The sequence below is a fragment of the Achromobacter sp. MFA1 R4 genome (assembly GCF_900156745.1).
Lineage (GTDB): Bacteria > Pseudomonadota > Gammaproteobacteria > Burkholderiales > Burkholderiaceae_B > Achromobacter.
On record NZ_LT707065.1, the window covers coordinates 3,315,969 to 3,333,512 of the forward strand.

Here is a 17,544-nt window from a genome sequence, read left to right on the forward strand (position 1 = left end):
CATCCTTTGTTCACCGATGTGCCGAGCCCGCCATGAGTCAGAATTTCGTCAATCCCGATCAGATCCGCGCCTGGTTTTCCCGCGCCATGTCCGACATGTACAAGCAGGAAGTCCCGCTGTACGACACGTTGCTGGACCTGGTCGCCCAGGTCAACGCGAAGACGATGGCCGAGCAGCCGGATCTCGCCGCGCAACTGGCGCGCACGGGCGAGATCGAGCGCCTGGACATCGAGCGCCACGGCGCGATCCGCGTCGGCACGCCACAGGAATTGGCCAACCTGCGCCGCGTGTTCGCCGTGATGGGCATGCAGCCGGTCGGCTACTACGACCTGTCGACCGCCGGGGTGCCGGTGCATTCGACCGCTTTTCGCGCCACGCACGAAGCCGCGCTGCAGGCCAGCCCGTTCCGCGTCTTCACCTCGCTGCTGCGCCTGGAACTGATCGACGATGCGGCCCTGCGCGAGAAGGCCGCGCGCATCCTGGCAGCGCGCCGGATCTTCACCGAGCGCGTGCTGGCGCTGACCGCGCGTTTCGAGACGCAAGGCGGACTGGACGAGTCCGACGCCCGGGAATTCGTCGCCGAGGCCCTGCACACCTTCCGCTGGCACAGCGAGGCCACCGTCAGCCTGGACGACTACCGCGAACTGCACGGCCAGCATCGCCTGATCGCCGACGTGGTGGCGTTCAAGGGTCCGCACATTAACCACCTGACGCCCCGCACATTGGACATCGACGAAGCGCAGGCCGAGATGCCGCGGCGCGGCGTGTCGGCCAAGGCCGTCATCGAAGGCCCGCCGCCGCGCAAGTGCCCGATCCTGCTGCGCCAGACCAGCTTCAAGGCGCTGGAGGAGCCCGTGCGCTTTGCCGGTCCGGACGGCGCCAGCTCCGTGGGCAGCCATACGGCCCGTTTCGGCGAGATCGAGCAGCGCGGCGTGGCGCTGACCCGCAAGGGCCGCGCCCTGTACGACCAACTGCTGGATCTGGCGCGCAGCCGCATCAGCGGCGCGCCCAATGAAGGCAACGCGGCTGCCTACATGCAGAACTTGCGCGACTGTTTTGCGGCCTTTCCGGACGACTACGCGCAACTGCATGACCAGGGGCTGGCGTACTTCCGCTATTTCCTGACCGGCAAGCAAGGCGCCCCGGAAGCATCGACGCTGCCGGCCCTGATCGAGCAGGGCTACATCCAGTTCGAACCGCTGGTGTACGAAGACTTCCTGCCGGTCAGCGCGGCCGGCATCTTCCAGTCGAACCTGGGCGACAAGGCGCAGGCCGAGTACGCGCAGAACGCCAGCCAGGCCGCGTTTGAAGCGGCGCTGGGCGCCCCCGTGATGGACGAGCTGGCGCTGTACGACGACACCCAGGCGCGCTCGCTGGCGGGCTGCTTGCAGGCGCTGGGCGTGCAAACCGGTGAGCCGGTGGCCGCATGAGCCGGCTGGACCGCTGCCTGTCGGTGGGCGACTTCGAACGCGAGGCGCGGCGCATCATGCCGCGCTGTGTCGAAGGCTACATCTGCGGCGGCACCGAGGACGGCGCCTCGCTCGCGGAAAGCGTCCGCGCCCCGCGCGACATCGGCTTCCGGCCGCGCGGACTGCGCGTGGTGGACCAGCGCAGCAGCCAGGTCAGCCTGTTCGGCCAGGACTACGCCATGCCCGTCGGTTTCGCGCCGACCGGCTTTTCGGCCATCGTCATGCACGAATGCGATCTGGCCCTGGCGCGCGCCGCCCAGGAAGCCCGGATTCCGTTCATCATCAGCGGCGCCTCCAGCGTCCCGCTCGAACGCCTGCAGGAAGCCACCGGCAACCGCTGCTGGTACCAGGCCTACCTGCCGGGCAACATCGAGCGCATCGCCAAGCTGCTGGACCGGCTGCGCCAGGCGAGCATCCCGGTGCTGGTCGTTACCATCGACACCTGCGTGGGCGCCAATCGCGAGAACCTGCAGCGGCTGGCGTTCACCGTCCCGTTCAAGATGAGCGCAAGCGTCGTGCTGGACGGCATGCGGCATCCGCGCTGGACCCTGAACGTCTTCATGCGAACCCTGCTGGGCAGCGGCGTGCCCCGGTTCTCGAACCTGTACGAAGAGATCGGCCCGCCCATCACGCAGGATCCGCCCAACGGATTCCGGGGCGAGCGCGACAAGCTCTCGTGGGACCACATCCGCTGGATCCGCCAGAATTGGCCCGGCAAGCTGGTGCTCAAAGGCGTCATGCATCCCGACGACGCGCGACTGGCCTGCGCCGCGGGCGTCGACGGCCTGATCGTGTCGAACCACGGCGGGCGCCAGCTCGACGGCTGCATCTCGCCCTTGCAGGCACTGCACGACGTCGTGCAGGCGGTGCCGGCGGATTTTCCCGTGATGGTCGACGGGGGCTTCCGGCGCGGCGCCGACGTGCTCAAAGCCGTGGCCCTGGGCGCGCGCCTCGTATTTACCGGCAGGCCGCAGCTCTTCGGCGCCGCCGTGGCCGGGGCGGCGGGCATCCGCAAGGTCGCCCGCATATTCCACAGCGAGATCTCCACCAATATGGCGCTGCTCGGCTGCGCCACGCTGGGCGAAGTCACGCCGGACCTGATCGCGCCGGTGCGCCCGAGCGGCCCCTGGCACCCGCCGGCCCCTGCCTGAATCCAGCCGGCCCCGCCGGCACCCACAACAAAAAAATGCGGCGCGCACGACCCGTCGCGCCCCACCGTTCTCAAAAGGAGGAAACATGAGAAAGATCCATTCCAGGCTCGCCGGCATTGCGGCGGCGCTTGCCTGCGTCGTCACCGGGCCCGTCCAGGCCCAGGCGGACGCCTATCCCACCAAGCCCGTTCGGCTGGTCGTGGGCTACGCGCCGGGCGGCACGACCGACATCAGCGCCCGCATGATCGCGGACGTGCTGGGCAAGGAGTTCGGCCAGACCTTCGTGGTGGAGAACAAGCCCGGCGCCAACAGCAACATCGGCGCCGAATCCGTCACCCGCTCGCCCGCCGACGGCTACACGTTTTTTGTGGGATCGATCTCCACGGCGATCAACCAGTCCTTGTATTCCAAGATGTCCTACGACGCGCTCAAGGACCTGGACGCCGTCGCGCTGCTGAACGTCGTGCCCAACATCCTGGCGGTCAACGCGAACGTGCCGGTCAAGACCGTGCAGGAATACATCGACTACGCCAAGAAGAACCCGGGCAAGCTGACCTGCGCCTCGCCCGGCAACGGTTCGTCCGCCCACCTGGGCTGCGAGCTCTTCAAGATGAAGACCGGCATCGACCTCCTGCACGTGCCGTATCGCGGCAGCGGCCCCGCCGTGGCCGACCTGTTGGGCGGACAGGTGGACTCCATCTTCGACAACCTGCCGCCGCTCCTGCCCCACGTGCGCGCCGGCAAGCTGACCGGCCTGGCCGTCACCACCGGCAGCCGCGTGCCGTTCGCGCCCGACATCCCGACCATCGCCGAATCCGGCGTGCCGGGCTTCGACGTCGCCGCCTGGTTCGGCCTCTTCGCGCCGGCAGGCACCCCGCCCGAAATCGTCCAGAAGGTCAACGCCGCCATCAACAAGGCACTGACCTCGGACTCGGCCCTGGCCGCCAGCTACCAGACCAACGGCTTCCTGCTCCCGCCGCCGCCCAATACTCCGCAGGCCTTCAAGGCCTTCATGGAAAGCGAGACCCGCAAATGGGGCGAGGTCGTCAAGGCGACCAACCTGCAGATCAACTGATCCCGCAGGCGGTCCGCGCCGGCGCCGGGACAGGGCCGGCGCGGACCCGTCACGGATAAAGCGGGACAGCTTTCCCGCTTTCAAATTTACGTGATAGAATGCTCGACTTTCCAGCAAGGTACGCCTTGCCGTGATGGTCAAGCCGACGTGGTGAAATTGGTAGACACGCTATCTTGAGGGGGTAGTGGCGAAAGCTGTGCGAGTTCGAGTCTCGCCGTCGGCACCAAGAATTTGTCCAGGTTGTTCCTGGGCGCAAAGAACCCGCATCTCTCCTATGAGGATGCGGGTTTTTTGTTGTAGGTTTCTGGGTTGCCCCTTTCTGGGTTGCCCCTTTCCGGGTTGCCTCTTGCTGGGTCCCCGGCGCTGGAAAACACATTTCCACAATCCGGAATAAAAGCCCGCGACGACGCCAATCCCGTGAAAATACGGGGAATTCAGGGGAAACCCCATCCTCTTGCGCTGCAATGCTCGCTTGTGCGGGCGAAGTCCCGCGAATACCATGTGCCCACCGAGCTAACAAGAAAATATTGCAGTCTTTCGTCTTTCCTCCTTCGTCTTACCTCTTTCGCCTTTCGTTCGAGTCCTTTCGTTCGAGTCGAGAGACTGCCTCTCCCTCTCCTAATGTCTTCCGATACATCAAGACCTTTGCGCATCGCGCACGCTGAAGCGGCTTTGGGCTATGCCGGGCAGGAACGCCGAATCCTCAAGGAAATGCAGGCGATGCGCGAACGCGGGCATCATGTGGAACTGATCTGCCGGCCGGAGGCGAAACTCGTCCAGGCCGCGGCGGATGCCGGCATTACGGTCCACACGCTGCGCATGGGGGGCTTGGTGAATCTGCTCCGGGGCGCACCCAAGGTTGCCCGCATCCTGCGCAAGGGGCGTTTCGATGTGCTCAACACCCACAGCCGCATCGACACCTTGCTGGCGGGCCTGGGGGCGCGCATGGCCGGCACGCCATTGATCGTGCGGACGCGGCACCTGACCAATCGGGTGAATTCGATGCTGGCCTATACCTGGGTGCCGCATCGCATCACCACCGTCAGCAATCACGTCAGGGAATACCTGATCGAGCGGGGTGTGCCCGCGGATCGCGTGGAAACGGTCTATTCCCCCATCAACTTGCCGCCGCCCGGCATCACGTCCGGCCTGCGCGAGGAACTCAAGCTGCCGGCCGATGCCATCGTGGTCTGCTGCGTGGCCATTCTCCGGGCGACAAAGGGGCATCGCGAGCTTATCGAAGCGCTGCGGCCCCTGATGGCGCAGCGGCCTCAGGTGCATCTGGTGCTGGTCGGCAACGGCGCGCCGTTGTTCGAACAGCTGCAGGCGCTGATCGCCGAGATCGGCCTGGCCGACCGCATCCACATGCTGGGATTCCGCCATGACGTGCCCAGCATCCTGGCCGGCAGCGACATCTTTGCGCTGGCGACGCAGAAAGAGGCCTCGGGCACCGTCTACGTCGAGGCCTCGGCCGCGGGGCTGCCCGTCGTCGGGGTGGACGTGGGGGGCGTCAGCGAGATGGTGAACGACGGAGAGACGGGAATCCTGGTGCCGGCCGGCGATATCGCAAAACTGCGTGCGGCGCTGGCCAGCCTGATCGATGACGAGGCGCTGCGCGCGCGCATGGGGGAGGCCGGCAGGCGCATGGTGTACGGCGAGGGCAAGTTCTCGCTGGCCGGGCTGGCCAAGCGCACGGAGCAGGTCTACCAGACATGGCTCGCGCAACGCGGGGCCTGCGGGCCGGCCGCGGTGCAGCAGTCGGGTTGAACGCTTGCCATGCTAAATGTATCTGTCCGGCAGCGCATCACCCAAGCGGCCGCTCCGTATAGCGGTCTGGAGGTCATGCCTCGGCTGGCGCTTGCGTCTCCCGGATCATTCAACCCGTTCGAGGTCCTGGACCTGAGGCAGCTGACCGTCGCCGCGGCCGGCAGCGAGCGCGATGTGTATCTGCACCCCGCCGACGACGCCCTGCTCATCAAGACCATCAATCGCGCGCGCAGCAGCGAGCTGCGTCGCAAGCGCCCCTGGCACAAGCGTTTCCAGCGCGAGGACGCGCATCGCGTTTTCATTGCGGAAACCGTCGAATACATCGCCACCACGGCGCAGCAGGGGGCCCACATGGGCAACATGCTGATGGCGCGCATTTTCGGCCTGGTCCTGACGTCCAAGGGCCTGGGCCTGGTCGTGGAACGGATCGTCGACGCGCACGGAAACCTTGCCCCCACGCTCAAGGAAGTGGTGGCGCGTCAGGGATACAGCCCGCAACTGCGTTATCTCGTCCATGAATTCTTCATGGCGTTGATCGATGCGCACGTGATCTTCAACGACGTCAGCGCGAGCAACATCGTCCTGGGATTCAACGCCAACGGGCGGGAAGGGCTGTATCTGGTGGATGGATACGGGTCCAAGCAATTGTTTCCGCTGTATTCGTGGAGCAAGGCGCTGAACGGCCGGCGCATCCTGCGCAAGTACGACACGATGACCAAGAAACTCATGGCGGCGGGGAAGAACCGGCGCTAAGGGCCATCGGCGAATCGCTGGCGGGCACGCGCCGCGTCGACGTACTCAACCGCGAGAACGACCGGCACAAACGAAAAACGGGCCCGGCCAGGGCCCGTTTCCGCGTTCGGGATGCAACGTCCCGGCCCTTATCCGTTATCCGCCCTTCAGCCTGTCCGCCACATCCTCCGCCTCGCTGCAAACCGCCAGCACCTCCGCAGGCTTTTTGCTCACCGACAGGTACACGTGCCCGATGCTGCTGTCGAAATACGCGGACTCCAGCCGGTTGAGCACGACGCTGTCGCCGTTCTCGAACTGGATCCGGACCTTGCCCGACAGGACCACGACGAATTCCTGTCCCGGGTGGCGGATGTAGTCCTCGAACTCGACGACCTTGCGCGAGTCGATCATCGCGACCATGGGCAGCATCTTCTTGCCCGGGTATTCGCCCATCAGCAGGCGGTAGTGGTAGTTCTCGGTGATGTAGTCGCGGGCGTCGCTGAGCTTGTTCTTGACGTAGGTGGGCGCGACGGCGGCCTGGGCCGCGTCGCGCAGCATGAACAGGCGCGTCATGTCGATGTCGAGCGCGCGGGCCAGGGCGGCGAATTTTTCGTAGCTGAGGGCGATCTGGCCGAGTTCGGCCTTCGATAGCGTCGATACCGCGATGCCGCTGGCCTTGGACAGCGCCTGCAGGGTCATTTTCCTGGCCTTGCGCTCGGCGCGCAGGCGGGTGCCCATTTCTTCCTTGCCCACGATTTCGGGCGGGGATGTGTTGCCGGTTGAGGCCATGTCGCGGTCTGGCGGTGTCATGCTATCGATCGGCAAGGGCTTCAGGCGGCCGCCGCAGGGCCCTTGGCCGGGGCATCGCCCAGCCACGCCTGCACTTCGATTTCCACGTCCACGTCCATGGCCAGCTTGGCCTCGACGGTGGAGCGCGAGGGAAAATCCGAGGAAAAATGGCTGCGATAGGCGTCGTTGAACTGCGCGAAAAGCGCCAGGTCCGACAGCCACACCGTCACGCGCACCACATCCTTGAGGCTGGCGCCGGCCACCGCCAGCGTTTCCTTGATGCGCTCGATGGCGGCGTGCGTCTGGGCGGTGATGTCGCCGCGCACGACCTGGCCGGCGGCGTCCATCGGGATCTGGCCAGACAGGAACAGGAAGCCGCCCGCCTGGGTGGCGCGCGAGAAGGGCAGGGGCAGGGTGCTGGGGTAGCGGGTGATGGCGGTCATGTCGGGATCTCGGTCGGTGGAAAGCAGGGTCAGCGCAGGCGCTCGGGGCGCATGGCGTCGGCGTCGACGCCATGCGCCTGCAGGGGGTCGGGGATGGGCTGGCGCGTCAGGACCGCCGCGGCCAGTTCGGAGGCGGCCGCGGCGGTCTGGATGCCGTAGCCGCCTTGCGCCGCCAGCCAGAAGAAGGCGGGCGTGTCCGCGTCCCAGCCGATCACGAAATCGCCGTCGCGCACGAACGAGCGCAGGCCGGCCCAGGTGTGTTTCGGGCGCCGGATCGTCAGCGTGGTGGCGGTCTCGATGCGGTAGATGCCGGTGGCCACGTCCAGCTCCTCGGGGACGACGTCGTGCGCGTCGACCGGGTCGGCATTGGCGGGAGACCCCAGCAACTGGCCGGCGTCGGGCTTGAAGTAGTAGCTCTCGTCCACGCCGACGACGGCGGGCCAGTGGGAGAAGTCGACGCCCTCGGGACCGCTGAAGGTGAAGGCGGTGCGGCGGCAGGGCTGCAGGCCGATGGGCGCCGCGCCGCACACTGTGGCGGCGTGGTCCGCCCACGCGCCCGCGGCGTTGACCACGGCGCGCGCCCGCAGGCTGCGGCCATCGGCCAGGGTCAGCGTCCAGACGCCGTCGGCGTACGCCGACGCCACGAGTTCGGCGTTGTTGTGCAGCACGGCGCCCTGGCGGCTCATGCCGCGCAGGAAACCCTGGTGCAGGGCGTGCACGTCAATGTCGCGCGCATCCGGCTCTTCGATCGCGCCGCAGAGCTGGTCTTCGCGCAGGCAGGGCACGCGCGCCAGCGCCTGTGCGGCGTCGATCAGGGTCACGTTGGGGGACTGGCGATGCAGGTCGTCGAACACCTCCCGCAGCAGATCCTTCTGCTCCGGCGTGGCGATGTACAGCACGCCGCGCGGGGCCAGCAGCGGGTGTTCGCAGAAGCCTTCCGGGGGATGCTCGTAGAAGTCGCGGCTGGCGCGCGTGAGCGCCTTGATCTGCGTCGTGCCGTAGGTCTCCATGAACATGGCGGCGGAACGGCCGGTGGAGTGATACCCGGGTTGGGATTCGCGCTCCAGCACCGCCACGGAGGCCGTGGCGCTCAGGCGGTAGGCCACGGAGGCGCCGGCGATGCCGGCGCCGACCACGGCAAAATCGTATAGGGTGTCAGCAGTCATGGTGTCGGGTGCGGGGAGTCATTTCGTGAAAATTCTCGTATCTGAAAATTCTCGTATTTGATAATTCTCGAATACGATAGTTTTTCGGCGGGGCGGACGTAATAGGGGAATGCCCTGATAAGCGGGCGGGGCGGCGGCGGCCGCTAGCCCAGCTTGCCCAGCAGTCCGATCAGCCTGCGGCGTTCGGCCGCGCCCAGCTTGGCGCTGATGCGTGCGTCGTGCGCCTGGACGGCGCGGGTGATGGCGGCCAGCGCTTCGTGGCCGGCCCGGGTCATGGCCAGGGAGTAGGCCCGCCGGTCGCGTTCGGCCTCCTGGCGCTCGACGTAGCCCAGTTCCTGCAATTGATTGACGATCTGCACCGCGCCCGAGCGCGCGATGCCCAGGATGCGGGCCAGGTCGGTCAGCTTGAGATGCTGGTTGGCGGCGATCAGCGTGAGCGCCGAGTAGCGCTGCGGCGTGATGTCCCACGGCGCCAGCGCCGCGAGAAAGTCTTCGTAGATCAGGATCTGCGCGCGGCGGATGGCGTAGCCGACCAGATCGTCCAGCGCCCCGTACTGGATGCCGGGAACGTGCGGATCGAAGTGTTCGCCGCGGGCGGCAGGGCGGCGAGGGTGTTGGACGGAAGCTCTGGACATTGGGGGCGGATGGCGGCTCGGGGGCCTCAACACTAATGCAGGCATTGTCGCCGCGCCACCGGATTGCGGGAAATCCCTCGTGCGGAAAGCCGGTCTATTTTGTTATGTTGCATAACAAATAAGACCAGGAGTAGACATGCAAATCGTCATTGCCGGCGCCGGCATCGGCGGGCTGACCCTTGCCTTGATGCTGCATCGGCGCGGCATCGGCTGCCGCATCTATGAAAGCGCGCAGGAACTGCGGCCCTTGGGCGTGGGCATCAATCTGCTGCCGCACGCGGTAAGCGAGATCGAGCAACTGGGCCTGATGCCCGCGTTGGCCGAACGCGCCATCGAGACCTCGCAGCTCCATTACTACAACAAGTTCGGCCAGCCCATCTGGCGCGAGCCGCGCGGGCTGGAGGCGGGCTATCCGCTGCCGCAGTTCTCGGTGCACCGCGGCGAATTCCAGATGCTGCTCGCGCAGACCGTGCGCGACCGGCTGGGGCCGGATGCCATCGTCCCGGGGATGGTGCTCGAATCGGCCAGCCAGGACGCGTCCGGCGTGCAGGCGCAATTTCGCCGCCGCGCCGATGGCGAACTGCAGACCGTGCGGGGCGACATTCTGGTGGGGGCGGACGGCATTCATTCGGCGCTGCGCCGCCAGCTCCATCCCGTGGGCGACGAGCCGCGGTTTTCCGGGCGCATGCTGTGGCGCGCCGTGACCGAGGCGCCGCCCTACCTGGATGGGCGCAGCATGTTCATGGCGGGCCACCAGGACCAGAAATTCGTCTGCTATCCGATTTCGGAACCGCTGCGCCGGCAAGGCCGTTCGCTGATCAACTGGATTGCCGAGCTGTCGATTCCCGGCGCGGAACTGCCCGCCACGGACTGGAACCGCAAGGTCGACAAGTCCGTGTTTGCCGACCGCTTCGCCGACTGGCGCTGGGACTGGATCGACATCCCCGCCATCATCGACGGCGCGCAGGCGATCTATGAATTTCCGCTGGTGGACCGCGATCCACTGCCGCGCTGGACGGGGGGCCGGTTCACGCTGCTGGGCGATGCCGCGCATCCGATGTATCCCATCGGCTCGAACGGTTCGGCCCAGGCGATTCTGGACGCGCGCTGTCTGGCCGACTGGCTGGATCAGGCGCTGCGGGGCAAGACGCGTTCGCCGGAGATCGCGCTGCTGGAGTACGAGGCCGAACGGCTGCCGCGCACCGCGGGCATCGTGCTGCGCAACCGCCTGAACGGGCCGGAGCAGGTCATGCAGATGGCCGAAGAGCGCGCCCCGGCAGGGTTCGCGGACGTGAACGACGTGATTTCGGGCGAGGAGCTGGCGGCGGTGTCGCTGCGCTACAAGCAGCTTGCGGGGTTCGACCCGGCGGCGCTGCGCCTGGCCCGTGGAGAAAAGCCATGAGCGGCAACACGGCAGTCAACGAGATCCCGCCGCCCCGGCTCGAGCATGTGGCCACCGTGGTGGTCGACGTGGGCGCGCCGCAGGAAGTCGGCGATACGCCGCAGGGCCGGCGCCGCGTCATTCCCATCACCGGCGGCACGGTCGAGGGGCCGCGCCTGCGCGGCAAGGTGCTGCCGGGCGGGGCGGACTTCCAGATCATCCGGTCGGCCACGTATACGGACATCCACGCGCGCTACGTGATCGAAACGCCCGACGGCGAACGCGTCTACGTGGAGAACACCGGCATCCGCACGGGCAGCGCCGAGGACATCGCGCGCCTGGCGCGCGGCGAGGCGGTGGATCCCGCCCGCATCTATTTCCGCAGCTATCCGCGCTTTGAAACGTCGTCGCCCGCGCTGGGCTGGATGAACGAGAGCCTGTTCATCGGCACGGGCGCGCGGTATCCCGACCGCGTCGAGCTGCGCTTTTATCGCATTTGCTGACCCCGCGGCATGCGCCGCGGCATTAAAAAAACCAGGAGACAACCATGCAAACAATGCTGCGCCGCCTGCTGGGCGGATTCCTGCTGTGCGTGCCGCTTGCGGCGGCCGCGCAGTTTCCCAACGGGCCAGTGCGCCTGAACGTGGGCTTTCCGCCCGGTACGGGACCGGACATCGTGGCCCGGACCCTGTCCCAGCACATGGGACCGCTGCTGGGCGAAAGCGTGGTGGTGGAAAACAAGGTCGGCGCGGGCGGGCAGATCGCGGCGCAGACCGTGGCGCGCAGCCCGGCGGACGGGCAGACCCTGCTGCTGGGCGAGGTGGGCTCGATCAGCATTTCCCCCGCCACCTACCGCAACCTGAACTACGATCCGCCGCGCGATTTCGCCCCGATTTCCGAGGTGGTGCGCGCCGACTTCGTGCTGGTGGTGCCGGCCAGTTCGCCGTATCGGGACCTGACCGCCTTTGTCGACGCGGCCAGGAAGGCGCCCGACCGCCTGAACTTCGCGACGTTTGGCGCGGGCACGCCGGGTCACTTCGGCGCCGAACTCTTTGCACGCGAGGCGGGGCTGAAGATCGAGGCGATCCATTACCGCTCGACCGGCGACGCGGTGTCGGGGCTGGTGTCCGGTGGCGTCCAGGCGGCCTTCGTGACGACTGCGCTGGCCGCGCCCCAGGTGCAGGGGGGCAAGCTGCGCGCCCTGGCCACCACCGGCGCGCAGCGATCGCCCGCCCTGGCCGACGTGCCGACCTTCGCCGAGCGCGGCTTGCCGGCGGTCAACTTCGGGGCGTGGTTTGCGCTGTTCGCGCCGGCCGGCACGCCCGAGGCCGTGCTGACGCGCCTGCAGGCGGACAGCGCGGCCGCGCTGCGTCAGCCGGCCGCCGTGAAAACGCTGGGGGACGCGGGCTTTGCCGTCGTGGGCTCGGATCGGCAGGCGCTGCAGGCCTTGCTGGCTTCGGAATCGAAGCGCTGGGCGGACGTGGTGAAGGCGACGGGCTTTCGGGCCGATTGATGCAACGCGCCGGTCGTGCCGCGCCGCATCGGGCGCGGCTCGCCCGGCCGCCTGGCAGCCCGGCAGCTTCAGGGCGCGGCAGCCGGCTCGGCGGCATAGGCCTGATGCAGCCATTGCAGGAAGGCCGGCGCGGGCGGCATCCGGGCTTCCCCAATCCGGCTGACCGCCACCCCGGGCGTCCACGAGTTCATCACGGCCGCGCCGCGCAAGCCCGGCAGGTCCGCCAGCGTGACCGCGCGCGTGTGCTGCGGCACGCCCAGGCGCGCGAGCTGCCGCTGCACGATGCCCATCGTCGTGCCGCGCAGCATGGCCGCTTCCGGCCAGATCACCGCCGCGCCGTCCCAGAACGCCAGGTTCCAGATCGACGCCTCGCTCAGCCGTCCCTGGCGGTCCATGAAGGCCGCGTCATCGAAGCCCCGCGCGGCGGCCTCGCGCAGCAGATACGTCTTCGCGATTTCGCCCACGTGCTTGACCTGCGGCAGCATGCGTTCGTGCTCGAACGCCGCCAGCGCCAGGGGGCCCGATGGCCCATCGGCAGGCGGGCTCGAGCGCACCAGGATGTCCAGCCCGGCGTCGGGGCCGGCCACGGTGAACTCGCCGGCCGGCGTGTAGACGGTGGCGACCAGCGAATGATCGGCGGGGCTTGCCTGGATCGCCGTGCGCAGGCGGTGGCGCACCGTGTCGTCGGGCAGCGCCTGGCCGAACATTTCCATCGACGCCGACCGCAGCCGGGCCAGATGCAGGTCCAACCCGCGCACCCGGCCGTCGCGCACCTGCATCGCGGTGAAGTGCGCGTAGCCCGCGAAGGCGAGCGGCCCCAGATCGGCGGCGCTCGCGGGCTGGCCGTTGCGGTGAATCACGAAAGTTGCCGGGCTGGCGGACATGGGAGACTCCAAGCGTGAAGGGGGACGATGCCGTCCCGCCGGTTTATCTTCAAGAATTCCTACTATCCGCGATTGCCAACGCCAGGGGAAACCAGTAGTTTTCAAGTCATCATCAAATCTGGCTTGAAGATCATGAATCGACCGCTGCCCGGCACGCGCGCATTGCGAACCCTCGAAGCCGCGGGCCGGCACCTGAATTTCACGCGCGCGGCGAACGAAGTCGGGCTGACTCCCGCCGCCGTCAGCTATCAGATCAAAGAGATCGAAGACCAGCTCGGCCTGGTGCTGTTCACGCGCACCAGCCGGACCATCCGCCTGACGGCAGCCGGCGCCGTGCTGGTCGAGGCGGCAGGCGAAGCGCTGGACACCTTGCGGCGCGCCGCCGCGCGTGCGCGCAAGCTTGGCCGGGACGCGCATCATCTGCGCCTGTCGGTGGGCGCGCGATTCGCCACCAACTGGCTGCTGCCCCGCCTGCCGCAATGGCGCGCCGCGCATCCGGGGCTGGACCTTACCTTCGACATCAGCGACGACGTGCGGGACTTCGCGGGGGACGACGTGGACGTCGCCATCCGCTACGGCGCGGGCCGGTACGCCGGGGCGGTTTCGCATCGGCTGTTTGACACCGTGGTCGTGCCTGTGTGCAGCCCCGCCTTGCTGGCGCGCGGGCCCGCCATCGCCCGGCCCGAGGACCTGGCCGCCCACACGCTGTGCTACGTGGACTGCCGGCCCGGCGGTATTGTGTGGCCGGACTGGCCCATGTGGATGGCGGCGGCGGGCGTGCCGGACTTCGATGGCCGCCGCTGCGTGGCGTTCGCCGAGTCGAGCCACGTCGTGCAGGCGGTGCTGGAGGGCGGGGCGGCCGGCCTGGTCGAACTGGAGCTGGTGGACCGCGAACTGGAGCAGGGCCGGCTGGTTCGGCTGTTCGACGTGGGCGTCAAGGTCGCGCCGGACTATGCCTATCACCTGGTGTATCCCGCCGGCAGCCGGGACGATCCTCGCGTGCAGGCGCTGCAGGACTGGCTGGATGGCGAGGTCCGCCGCCGGCCGTCCGGGGCGTGATCCCCGCGATTGATTCGGCGCAGGGATGCGCACTTTTCCCGCTTTATTGCCATCAATGGAACAGTTTGTTCCGGCGAACGTACGGCTGAACGGGTGTTCGTGTCATGGGTCAGCCAGTAGAATGCCTTTCATCGTCACCTCTATCTACTGGTCGAAAGGTCATATCTCATGAGCAACGCATATCTCGACGCACTCAAGAAACGCCGCACGCAGTATTCGCTGGGCCGCAACCTGTCGGCCTCCAAGGAAGAACTGACGGCCCTCATCCAGGACGCCATCAAGCACAGCCCCTCGTCCTTCAATTCGCAGAGCTCGCGCGCCGTGATCCTGTTCGGCGCCGAAAGCGACAAGCTCTGGAACCTGGCCACCGAGGAAGTGCGCAAGGTTGCGCCGGCCGAGGGTTTCGACAAGACCGAAGCCAAGCTCAAGAGCTTTGCCGCGGGCGTGGGCACGATCCTGTTCTTCGAAGACCAGGACGTGGTGCGCAGCCTGCAGGAAAAGTTTGCGCTGTACGCCGACAATTTCCCGGTCTGGTCGGAGCAGTCGGGCGGCATGGCCCAACTGTCGGTCTGGACCGCGCTGGCCAATGCCGGCGTCGGCGCCAGCCTGCAGCACTACAACCCGCTGATCGACGCCGCCGTGGCGCGTGAATGGAACGTGCCGGCGTGGTGGAAACTGCGTGCGCAGATGCCGTTCGGCTCGAACGAAGCCGGCTTCGGCGACAAGCCCTTCATGGACGACGCCGAGCGCTTCCGCGTGTTCGGCTGATCTGCCCGGGGCGTCCCGGGGCGTCCCGGGGCGTCCCGGGGCGTCCCGGGGCGTATCGCAGGCCCCTGCATGACCGCGGTATCAGGCCCGCATTGCTCGCAAGAGGAATGCGGGCCTCGTTTTTGCCGGAGCCGGACGCGGCGGGTGGACGCCATTTGATCGGGCCTCCGGTTGGCAGGCCAGGTCCGCCACCGAGCGCGGCATGTTCGGGACAGACCCCGTTTCATGCCAGAATGGCGGGCACCTCAACCGCCATGCCCGGCGGCCCCGCCACTGAACCCAAGAAAGATCGGATGAAACCTGGAACTCCCGCGTTGCGCCTGTTGTCCCTGGCCGGGCTGTTTGCAGTGTCGGCCCCCGCGTTGGCCATCGATTGCAAGAAGGCCGCCACGGACGTCGAGAAACTGATCTGCTCGGACCGCGGCGCGGTCGCGGCCGATGCCGAGTTGAACCGGAACTACGCCGCGCTGCTCAAGCAGGCGCCCGACGCCGAGATCCGTGCGATGCTGGTGAACAGCCAGAAGCGCTGGCTGGTCGCGCGGGACAAGGCGCTGGAGGCGCTGATCGAGACGCCCGACGCGCTGCCCGACGGCAAGACCGCCGCCCAGGCCGGGCGCGATCTCATCCGCGCGCGCAGCGCGCAGTTCAAGGAAACGGAAAAAGGCGACGCGGTGCCACGCATGATCCGCCGCGCGCTGGAACAACGGCAGTTCCTGGCCCAGTTCACTGGCGGGGCGTTCGCGGGCTATTGGACCTCATGCGACGTCCTGCCGCGCGACTACACGGATTACGCGTGCTTCGCGATTCGCCATTACCAGAACCACGACCACGTGTGTTCGATCGACGAGTCGTGGGCATCGGGCGGCGTGTATACCCGGCGCTACGTCGCCAATGTCGTGAACGGCAAGCCCAAGGTCGTCGCGTCCTGCTCCTACAACGACGCGGACCAGGCATGCTCCGACAGCGAAGGCAAGACGAAATGGAATCGCACGCCGGCCCAGCCGCAGTACGTGTATGCGGCCGATCCGCTGCCAAAGATCGACGGCGAGGTCTACGACGCGGACGACTACGAATGGGTGCAGGCCTGCCTGGCCGACCCGGCGTATCCGGCCGCGAAGTAGCGGCGAAGGTGCCAGTGCGCCACCGTTCGCGGCACGACCTGCCGGGCGCCGCGCCGGATACCTGAGTTTCACGTCAGGCCCGCATGGCTCGCAAGAGGAATGCGGGCCTCGTTTTTTCCGGGGCCGGACGCGGCGGGTGGACACCATTTGATCGAGCCCCGGTTGATCCGCGGCGGATGGCGCTATAGTCAACCGAGCCTTTTCACCAGGACGGAGACCTCATGCAGACCCACGAGATCCATCGCGGCCGCCTGATCGATCACATCCAGCTCGTCGTGCGCGACCTGCCCGCCAGCCTGAGGTTCTACCAGGCCGTGTTCGACGCCCTGGAGGTGCCCATGGGCGGCACGGCAGACGACTACTTCTGGGCCGACGAACTGTTCGTATCGACGGCCGACAGCCAGGCCGCGCTTGGCCAGTTGACCGGGCGCCATCACCTTGCGTTCCAGGCGCGCGACGCCGCGATGGTGGATGCGTTTTACCAGGCGGCGCTGGCCCACGGCGGCAAGGACAACGGCGCGCCGGGATTGCGCGATTACCACCCCGGTTATTACGGCGCATTCGTGTTGGATCCGGACGGCAACAACATCGAGGCGGTGTTTCATGGCGCAGCCGAGCGCAGTGCGCCGTCGGTCAAGGTGACGTTCTGACCGGAGCCCGTCCGTGCAATTGCGCCACCTCCGGTATTTCGTGAAGATCGTCGAGGCGGGCAGCTTCTCCCGCGCGGCGGCGCTCATTCCGGTGGCGCAGCCGGCGCTCAGCCAGCAGATCGCCGCGCTGGAAGAGGAACTGGGCGTGGTGCTGCTGCACCGCAGCGCGCGCGGCGCGCGGCCCACGGCGGCGGGCGCCGCGTTCTACACGGAGGCGGCCTCCATCCTGAGCCGCATGGAGCGCATTCCGCAGATCGTCCGGTCGCTTGACGGCGAGATCCAGGGCGTCGTGCGTATCGGCATGTCGTCCACGCTGGCGTCGTTCCTGGCCGGCGAACTGATGGAAAAGTGCCGGGCCGTGCTGCCCAAGATCAGCCTGCGGTTCAGCAGCGACGCCAGCGGCCAGTTGGGCGCGCGCATCCGCGACAGCTCGCTCGACCTGGCGCTGGTGTTCGAGGACCAGCCGACCACGGGGTTCGCGCGCGAACCGTTGTTCCGGCAGCGGCTTTTCGTGGTCAGCCCGTGCAAACCCGGGCGACGGCCAACGGCCTTGCGGTTCGAGCGGCTTGCGGACATGCCGCTCATTCTGCCCGCGCATCCCAACATCACGCGCGGGATGCTGGACCGCCTCTTCTCCGAGGCCGGCATCGTGCCGCAGGTCGTGGCCGAGACCGAGGTGTTCTCCGGCATGCTGTCCGCGGTGCAGGCCGGCATCGGCCACACGATCCTGCCGCGGGGCGATTTTTCCGGCCTGCCCGGACGCGCCATGGTGTCGGCGGCGCTGATCGAGCCGCCGGTTTACCTGACGGCTGCGGTCATCGCGTCGGCCGATGTGCCGCTGGCCCCGCCCGCGGAGGCGGTGCGGGGGCTGCTGAGCGACGTCGTCATGCAGCAGGTGCGGGAAAAGGGGCTGGCGGGCGCGGAGCTGCTGACGCCCTGAC

18 protein-coding genes and 1 tRNA gene are annotated in these 17,544 nt (G+C 67.6%); 14 read left to right on the forward strand and 5 right to left on the reverse strand.

Going from position 1 to position 17,544, the window contains the following annotated elements; translation table 11 throughout:
* Nucleotides 1-32 precede the first annotated feature (32 nt).
* The 6 genes from BXA00_RS15105 to BXA00_RS15130 all read left to right on the forward strand — a co-directional run bounded on the left by BXA00_RS15105 (nucleotide 33) and on the right by BXA00_RS15130 (nucleotide 6,215).
* Entirely contained in the window at nucleotides 33-1,430 is a 1,398-nt protein-coding gene (locus BXA00_RS15105; protein ID WP_076519230.1) for a VOC family protein, read from the forward strand.
* Entirely contained in the window at nucleotides 1,427-2,620 is a 1,194-nt protein-coding gene (locus BXA00_RS15110) for an alpha-hydroxy acid oxidase (RefSeq protein WP_076519231.1), read from the forward strand. Before BXA00_RS15105 ends, BXA00_RS15110 begins: the two co-directional genes overlap by 4 nt.
* 85 nt (nucleotides 2,621-2,705) lie before the next feature.
* Complete coding sequence (locus BXA00_RS15115) at nucleotides 2,706-3,695, forward strand: tripartite tricarboxylate transporter substrate binding protein (protein WP_076519232.1); 990 nt, start codon at nucleotides 2,706-2,708, stop codon at nucleotides 3,693-3,695.
* 141 nt (nucleotides 3,696-3,836) lie between these two features.
* Nucleotides 3,837-3,921, forward strand: a tRNA-Leu gene (locus BXA00_RS15120).
* Nucleotides 3,922-4,316: 395 nt separating this feature from the next.
* Nucleotides 4,317-5,462, forward strand: coding sequence for a glycosyltransferase family 4 protein (locus tag BXA00_RS15125; protein ID WP_076519233.1), 1,146 nt, complete (start codon nucleotides 4,317-4,319; stop codon nucleotides 5,460-5,462).
* A 9-nt stretch (nucleotides 5,463-5,471) separates the two neighbouring features.
* The gene (locus tag BXA00_RS15130; protein ID WP_083714265.1) at nucleotides 5,472-6,215 is read left to right on the forward strand and encodes a YrbL family protein; all 744 of its coding nucleotides are present in this window, start codon (nucleotides 5,472-5,474) and stop codon (nucleotides 6,213-6,215) included.
* Between the two features lie 135 nt (nucleotides 6,216-6,350).
* Here the strand turns inward: BXA00_RS15130 and BXA00_RS15135 are convergent, their stop codons facing one another.
* From BXA00_RS15135 to BXA00_RS15150, 4 genes are all read right to left on the reverse strand, one after another.
* Entirely contained in the window at nucleotides 6,351-6,983 is a 633-nt protein-coding gene (locus tag BXA00_RS15135; RefSeq protein WP_083714266.1) for a helix-turn-helix domain-containing protein, read from the reverse strand.
* Between the two features lie 41 nt (nucleotides 6,984-7,024).
* Nucleotides 7,025-7,426 carry a RidA family protein gene (locus BXA00_RS15140; protein WP_076519236.1) on the reverse strand — a complete coding sequence of 134 codons (402 nt, stop codon included), beginning with the start codon at nucleotides 7,424-7,426 and terminating at the stop codon, nucleotides 7,025-7,027.
* A 29-nt stretch (nucleotides 7,427-7,455) separates the two neighbouring features.
* Nucleotides 7,456-8,592 carry an FAD-binding oxidoreductase gene (locus tag BXA00_RS15145; protein WP_076519237.1) on the reverse strand — a complete coding sequence of 379 codons (1,137 nt, stop codon included), beginning with the start codon at nucleotides 8,590-8,592 and terminating at the stop codon, nucleotides 7,456-7,458.
* 143 nt (nucleotides 8,593-8,735) lie between these two features.
* Nucleotides 8,736-9,227, reverse strand: coding sequence for a MarR family winged helix-turn-helix transcriptional regulator (locus tag BXA00_RS15150; RefSeq protein WP_076519238.1), 492 nt, complete (start codon nucleotides 9,225-9,227; stop codon nucleotides 8,736-8,738).
* A 136-nt stretch (nucleotides 9,228-9,363) separates the two neighbouring features.
* Between BXA00_RS15150 and BXA00_RS15155 the strand changes: the two genes are divergently transcribed.
* The 3 genes from BXA00_RS15155 to BXA00_RS15165 are packed head-to-tail and all read left to right on the forward strand — an operon-like array spanning nucleotide 9,364 to nucleotide 12,121.
* Entirely contained in the window at nucleotides 9,364-10,629 is a 1,266-nt protein-coding gene (locus BXA00_RS15155) for a flavin-dependent oxidoreductase (RefSeq protein WP_076519239.1), read from the forward strand.
* Complete coding sequence (locus BXA00_RS15160) at nucleotides 10,626-11,111, forward strand: DUF3237 domain-containing protein (protein WP_076519240.1); 486 nt, start codon at nucleotides 10,626-10,628, stop codon at nucleotides 11,109-11,111. Before BXA00_RS15155 ends, BXA00_RS15160 begins: the two co-directional genes overlap by 4 nt.
* Nucleotides 11,112-11,155: 44 nt before the next feature.
* Nucleotides 11,156-12,121, forward strand: a complete 966-nt coding sequence (locus BXA00_RS15165) for a tripartite tricarboxylate transporter substrate binding protein (protein ID WP_076519241.1) — start codon at nucleotides 11,156-11,158, stop codon at nucleotides 12,119-12,121.
* 68 nt (nucleotides 12,122-12,189) lie between these two features.
* On the opposite strand, the gene BXA00_RS15170 is transcribed toward BXA00_RS15165, so the two are convergent.
* Complete coding sequence (locus tag BXA00_RS15170) at nucleotides 12,190-13,005, reverse strand: aminotransferase class IV family protein (RefSeq protein WP_076519242.1); 816 nt, start codon at nucleotides 13,003-13,005, stop codon at nucleotides 12,190-12,192.
* Between the two features lie 132 nt (nucleotides 13,006-13,137).
* On the opposite strand from BXA00_RS15170, the gene BXA00_RS15175 reads away from it, so the two are divergent.
* The 5 genes from BXA00_RS15175 (at nucleotide 13,138) to BXA00_RS15195 (ending at nucleotide 17,543) form a co-directional block, all read left to right on the forward strand.
* Nucleotides 13,138-14,064: a LysR substrate-binding domain-containing protein gene (locus tag BXA00_RS15175; protein ID WP_076521964.1), complete on the forward strand. Its 927-nt coding sequence runs from the start codon at nucleotides 13,138-13,140 to the stop codon at nucleotides 14,062-14,064.
* Between the two features lie 168 nt (nucleotides 14,065-14,232).
* Nucleotides 14,233-14,832: a nitroreductase family protein gene (locus BXA00_RS15180; RefSeq protein ID WP_076519243.1), complete on the forward strand. Its 600-nt coding sequence runs from the start codon at nucleotides 14,233-14,235 to the stop codon at nucleotides 14,830-14,832.
* Nucleotides 14,833-15,125: 293 nt separating this feature from the next.
* Nucleotides 15,126-15,953, forward strand: a complete 828-nt coding sequence (locus BXA00_RS15185; protein WP_076519244.1) for a lysozyme inhibitor LprI family protein — start codon at nucleotides 15,126-15,128, stop codon at nucleotides 15,951-15,953.
* 221 nt (nucleotides 15,954-16,174) lie between these two features.
* Nucleotides 16,175-16,603 (forward strand): VOC family protein, encoded by a 429-nt coding sequence (locus BXA00_RS15190; RefSeq protein WP_076519245.1) that lies wholly within the window; start codon nucleotides 16,175-16,177, stop codon nucleotides 16,601-16,603.
* A 13-nt stretch (nucleotides 16,604-16,616) separates the two neighbouring features.
* Nucleotides 16,617-17,543 (forward strand): LysR substrate-binding domain-containing protein, encoded by a 927-nt coding sequence (locus tag BXA00_RS15195; RefSeq protein ID WP_076519246.1) that lies wholly within the window; start codon nucleotides 16,617-16,619, stop codon nucleotides 17,541-17,543.
* Nucleotide 17,544: the final 1 nt, after the last annotated feature.

Coding starts and splice junctions, on each gene's coding strand:
- BXA00_RS15105 (WP_076519230.1), top strand. CDS start 33: ATGAGTCAGAATTTCGTCAATCCCGATCAGATCCGCGCCTGGTTTTCC.
- BXA00_RS15110 (WP_076519231.1), top strand. CDS start 1,427: ATGAGCCGGCTGGACCGCTGCCTGTCGGTGGGCGACTTCGAACGCGAG.
- BXA00_RS15115 (WP_076519232.1), top strand. CDS start 2,706: ATGAGAAAGATCCATTCCAGGCTCGCCGGCATTGCGGCGGCGCTTGCC.
- BXA00_RS15125 (WP_076519233.1), top strand. CDS start 4,317: ATGTCTTCCGATACATCAAGACCTTTGCGCATCGCGCACGCTGAAGCG.
- BXA00_RS15130 (WP_083714265.1), top strand. CDS start 5,472: ATGCTAAATGTATCTGTCCGGCAGCGCATCACCCAAGCGGCCGCTCCG.
- BXA00_RS15135 (WP_083714266.1), bottom strand. CDS start 6,983: ATGGCCTCAACCGGCAACACATCCCCGCCCGAAATCGTGGGCAAGGAA.
- BXA00_RS15140 (WP_076519236.1), bottom strand. CDS start 7,426: ATGACCGCCATCACCCGCTACCCCAGCACCCTGCCCCTGCCCTTCTCG.
- BXA00_RS15145 (WP_076519237.1), bottom strand. CDS start 8,592: ATGACTGCTGACACCCTATACGATTTTGCCGTGGTCGGCGCCGGCATC.
- BXA00_RS15150 (WP_076519238.1), bottom strand. CDS start 9,227: ATGTCCAGAGCTTCCGTCCAACACCCTCGCCGCCCTGCCGCCCGCGGC.
- BXA00_RS15155 (WP_076519239.1), top strand. CDS start 9,364: ATGCAAATCGTCATTGCCGGCGCCGGCATCGGCGGGCTGACCCTTGCC.
- BXA00_RS15160 (WP_076519240.1), top strand. CDS start 10,626: ATGAGCGGCAACACGGCAGTCAACGAGATCCCGCCGCCCCGGCTCGAG.
- BXA00_RS15165 (WP_076519241.1), top strand. CDS start 11,156: ATGCAAACAATGCTGCGCCGCCTGCTGGGCGGATTCCTGCTGTGCGTG.
- BXA00_RS15170 (WP_076519242.1), bottom strand. CDS start 13,005: ATGTCCGCCAGCCCGGCAACTTTCGTGATTCACCGCAACGGCCAGCCC.
- BXA00_RS15175 (WP_076521964.1), top strand. CDS start 13,138: ATGAATCGACCGCTGCCCGGCACGCGCGCATTGCGAACCCTCGAAGCC.
- BXA00_RS15180 (WP_076519243.1), top strand. CDS start 14,233: ATGAGCAACGCATATCTCGACGCACTCAAGAAACGCCGCACGCAGTAT.
- BXA00_RS15185 (WP_076519244.1), top strand. CDS start 15,126: ATGAAACCTGGAACTCCCGCGTTGCGCCTGTTGTCCCTGGCCGGGCTG.
- BXA00_RS15190 (WP_076519245.1), top strand. CDS start 16,175: ATGCAGACCCACGAGATCCATCGCGGCCGCCTGATCGATCACATCCAG.